The 5,080-nt window shown below is 37.4% G+C and carries 2 protein-coding genes and 1 pseudogene; all 3 read right to left on the reverse strand.

Annotated features, from left to right (window positions below; translation table 11 throughout):
* Positions 1-41 precede the first annotated feature (41 nt).
* Positions 42-377 (reverse strand): annotated as a pseudogene (locus CXF89_RS18235) (MFS transporter); the annotation flags it as partial.
* 39 nt (positions 378-416) lie between these two features.
* A complete protein-coding gene (locus CXF89_RS18240; protein WP_121955392.1) occupies positions 417-968 on the reverse strand; it encodes a hypothetical protein in 552 nt (183 codons plus the stop codon).
* Entirely contained in the window at positions 968-4,798 is a 3,831-nt protein-coding gene (locus CXF89_RS18245; RefSeq protein ID WP_121955393.1) for an AAA family ATPase, read from the reverse strand. The genes CXF89_RS18240 and CXF89_RS18245 overlap by 1 nt, the downstream gene beginning before the upstream one ends.
* Positions 4,799-5,080 lie beyond the last annotated feature (282 nt).

Below are 5,080 nucleotides of genomic sequence, written 5' to 3' on the forward strand. Positions count from 1 at the left end.
TATTTTAAGGTAGGTACGCAGTAAATAATTAATCTATCCTTTTAAGCGCGTCCTCGCAGCGCAGAAATACAACTGGCAAGAATTACAAACCCTAGTGACACTGTAAACGCCAATGAAATCGTACTCATTAATGCGTGGCCATTTTGTGCTGAAAAGGTGCTGTCACCAAGGTAATAATGTACAATTAAGTTGATTAAGCTCATACCAAATAAATTACCAATAGTGCGCGAGAAGTTCATTGAGGAAGATGCGACGCCTAGCTCACTTTTATCTACAGCACCCATAATGGCATTATTGTTTGGGGTCGAAAATAAGCCAAACCCAACCCCTAATAATAACAACGAGCCGCTAATGTAAACTGTGCTTGAACTAATTGCTTTATACCTAATTTTATAAATATACTGCCTACAACGCCTTTATTCTAGATCGCCGATGAGATAATCAAGCATATCGTGTGTCTCTTGAGAATATTGTTTTTGTGCCTTTTTTGCACTAGCCAAAAAACTTTTAGTATCACCAACTTTGCCGTTATCAGGGTTAAGTAATAGCCACATTTTATGAAGCTTGTCACGCTGCTCTTCACTGGATATAACGGCTATCATGTCTATAATTGGCGTAATACTCGTTAGTTTAGTGTCACCTAAATATAAAGTTTGACGAAATTGGATGCGCGAATGCTCTTTAGTTAAACACCAATACCCTGAAGAATAGGCCTCATTTTCTTGTAACATATACTTTAATAGGGTGACGATGTTGAGCTCTTGATAAGTAACACCCGTATATTCAAAAAAGTCACATTTATAATCCGCGACGACATGTAAAATTGTGCCGCCTTTCTCTCGGTATATACTGATCGTATAGACGTTGCTTTTTTCAGGACTTATGAATACATCGTCTTCCTCAGAGTATATGTAAGATAAGTAATTCATTTTGAGATATTGAGTAAGCTCATCGTGCGTCATTGCCATTACGCATCCCCTAATAGTGTTAAAATTTGGTGGCCCATCAATGACTCTTCATCAATCAACTTTTCAGCAACGACTTCTAGTAATGAATAGTGTTCAATAAGTAACTCTTCAACTTCTTTTTCTGCCGTTTCAATCCATCTTTTTACTGCGTTTTGCGCATTCGCAAGTAAGTCACTCTCTTCAAAACGTGTGAGTAGGCCAACATTTAATGGCCCTACGGATGGCTCAATTCCCCCTTGATAAACTGCATGCATCGCCAACTGTGTGGCTTTTTCAATATCGTTACTTGCACCAGTGCTTATTTCATCAGCAGAGCCTGTGCACAGTTTTTCTGCAACTCTTCCGGCAAGGAGCATTTGTAGTTTGCGCATTATAGTAATTTTTGAGTAGCTCTCATATTCATCTGGCTGTCGTGTGGCGACAAATCCAAGGGCTTGATTACGAGGCTCTATAGTAATGAAGTCAATATGTTGTTTAGGGAATAAAAGGTGGTGCGCGACTAAATGACCGGCTTCGTGATAGGCTGTTTTACGCTTTTCGTCTCCGCTTAAAAACAAATGTTCAGAAGGAGAGCCATACCTCACTCTGATCATTGTTTTTTCAATAATCTCTTTAGATAGTTGAACATCATTTGATACCGCAAACTGTATCGCTTCTTTTAGTACCTGCTGAATTTCAGCAGGAGACATCCTTTGAGAAAGTGCAACCAGGTTAAGTAGTTCAGCATCAGTCCAGTACAAATTATGTTGTGAGGCGTATTGAGTGAAAAAGAGAGTACGTGCTTCTTTATTGGGTAAATCACAATAGATAGTCTCGTCAAACCGCCCAGGGCGGGTAATTGCACGGTCGAGTTTTTCAGGGTGATTTGTTGCAGCTAATACAAAAATCTGGCATTTATCATCAAAACCATCCATTTCGGTTAATAATGCATTGACTGTTTGGTTTGCATCTTGAGCGGCTCCTGAAGTGCCTGCGGTTCTCGCTGCAGCAATAGCATCTATCTCATCAATAAAAACAATAGCGGGTGCATATTTCCTTGCGGTGGAGAATAATTTTTTAATATTTTGTGTTGTTCCACCATGGTGTGAAGCTGAAAGTTCAGCGGCTGATACACTGAAAAAAGGTAAATCACATTCACCGGCAACAGCCCTTGCTAGAAGTGTTTTACCTGTTCCAGGAGGGCCTGCAAATAAGTAACCTGCGGGTACTGATATACCAAAATTATTCAATTTGGATGGTTGTTTTAACCATCCAATAACATCATTAAGGCGATTTTTAGCACGCTCGAGTCCAATGACGTCGGATAGTTTGTCAGTGGGAGCTGATTGAGAGAAAAAATCACTTTCACGTAGATCATTGGAATAAATAAGTTGTTGGGTATTCAAGTCATGAAAGGTTACTTCAATATCACCTGACGACTTCTCAACAGAGATGTTATATTTGAGCATTTGATTTTGATTACACATGCGAGTGAGCGAATATTCAGTATCAATGTAGAAATTAATCCGTTTAAACATACCTACCAACGCGTGTGTGACAGATACCGCATCTAAACTAAAGTGCTCTCTGACTTCTTCGTGATTAGCACTGTATCTTTTTTTCGAATCACTTATTAATTGATAAGAAAATAAAATTAGTTCAGGGTTTTTACTAGACATCTCATCAACTAGTTCAGCAAATCTATTTACATCCAGTGAATCAACATCAATTAATAGGCTCTGAGGTCTTAGCTTTTCAAGAAGGGGGGGGATGTCGCTTTTATTAGCGCACAGGGTAATGCTTTCATTGCTTAATGATTGGTTTATAGCGTCACAAACACGCTTATCATCATCTAATACTAAAAATACATTTTGACGCGCGTGGGCTAAATTATCACTGACATTCACATTAATAAAAATATTACTTTGTTCTTCGTCTAAGTGTGAAATTGATTTTTGTAATATGTTTGCTTGTATTTCAGGGAGTGAGTGCTCTATTTGTCGCATGGTAATTTCAGGCGCTAAACTTTTAAGTAAGAAACGTGAAAAACTCTCTGGCCATTTAAATGTTATGCCACCCATACCGAGGGTGTCGTGAATCAATACTTTTTCGACAGCCTTAATAAAGTGATTTACTTTTAAACCAGAAAATAAAGCCGAATAACCTTTTGATAGCCGGTTTACAAATTCAGGAGCAAGGCTTTGTCCTGTCTGACCATTCTTAGATGTACGAAGTACATCAAATACGTTTACTTGATGATGTTGGTTGTTTTTATTGAATAACTCTTGCCCTAAATTTGTCGTAAAAATAATAATGGATTGCGTAAAGTCAATTTCTTCTAAGCTGGTTGCATCTTCTGTATATCCAGAGTCTAGAATGGTTAACAGCGATTGAATTACATTCGGGTGTGCTTTTTCAACTTCATCAAAAAGTAATACTTGGCGAGGATTTATCCTTACTAAGTTGGTAAGTAAACCAAGCGAGGCATCAGTATATTGGTTACCCGAGCCAACTAATTTCTTTGTATCGTGCTCATGGGTAAAATGTTCCATATTAAACACATTGAATCCATAACCTGAACTCTCAACATCATTGAGTAATTCAGCAAAACGAGTGGCAGAATATGTTTTACCAACGCCAGAGGGACCAGCGAATGTATAAATCATTCGAGGGCCTTCACTACGATGTAAGCATGATGATAAATACCCCTGTGCGATACCTTCCATTGCCTTTTTTTGACCAATGATGCGATTACTCAACGCTTCTTGTATTATTTGTGATGTTTTTAATGATTTTACTGAGCGATTTTTACTGTTATTAATTGCTTTAAGCTCGTTAATAAACTCATTGTCTATTTCAAGTATCGATTTAATTAACAGGTTAGTATCGAGGACATTACCATCAAACGCTTTATTTAAAGATGATTCAATCAAAGGATTGAATCTAAGGTTAAATACAGGGCGTTTAGCTTCGCCATACCAGTTTGTCGTATTGCCCTTTTCAGAATCGAAAGTACGCACATCGACTACGTCCTCGATGTTCTCACGGTAATCATAGACTGGCTGTGGAAAAATAACTTGATAATGAAAACAATTGAGCTCAGCCGCTAAGGTTTCGAGCATGAAAGGGACGCTTAATATGGCTGAAAAAAAGATATCTGGCGAGACGCTATCTAGCTTTAATCGGGCATATTCATTATTTGAAATGCTCATATCTGAGTTTTTTAAGAGGTAGTTCGCCGTTGAAACAATGGTTATTTCATCAAATAATTCCCTAGTCTGTTTTGATAGCGAAGAGTAATGCTTTTTTATATCAAAAGGTGGCGGGGGAGTGTGCTTGATTGTGTCAACAGAGCTCGAAATGTGTGTCTCTTTGTCAAATAACCGAATTGTTTTATAAAGAGCGGGAAGAGGGGCTTTTCCATCGTAATCCTCAGAGAACAAGTAGCTCACCACCTGTTCAACAGATATAGTGTCTCCCTCTTCAGCGGCGTGTTTGCTTTCATATCGATGAGTAGTAACAAACTTAGTTATACATAAACTATCATTTGGTAGTAGTGACCCCATAACTTCATACATAGGAAAGCTAGTTAGTAGTAAGTTGACACAATTAGGATGGTGGAAAGTGATGTTTTTAGCTTCGAATCCAAATAATGAATCTTCCTGTAAAGTGAGCTCAAACGTTACAAGTTTATTGTCGAGAACGGTGTCTTTCAATGACCAGTTCAATATGGTTAGAATAAAAGGTATTAAACTGTCTGCGCCAGACAAATGAGCATAGTCTAAAACCTGTTCGTTATACGTTACTTTTTTACCGTGAAAGAAATCGCCTACTACATTATTAAAAGACATAACCACATTCCATTTTAGTTAATTTGAAGTGAGTAAAAGGTAACTTACTTCTACTGTATATTTATAACGGAATGAAAAATATAATGAAACCATTAATTTCAGTGTTTTTATAAATTAGATTCAAGCTGAAAAATATAATCATCTGAACGAGGAATAAAAATATGAGAAGCTCAATTTTCATTTAATTTCTAAACAGTTTAGTGGTAACAATCCTTTAAAAAAACATTGTCTTTAAAAAATGATGATGGGATTAAATCAGGTCTGCTTGTCTGATGGTTCAAT

It is taken from the genome of Pseudoalteromonas sp. MelDa3 (genome assembly GCF_002863625.1).
Lineage (GTDB): Bacteria > Pseudomonadota > Gammaproteobacteria > Enterobacterales > Alteromonadaceae > Pseudoalteromonas > Pseudoalteromonas arctica.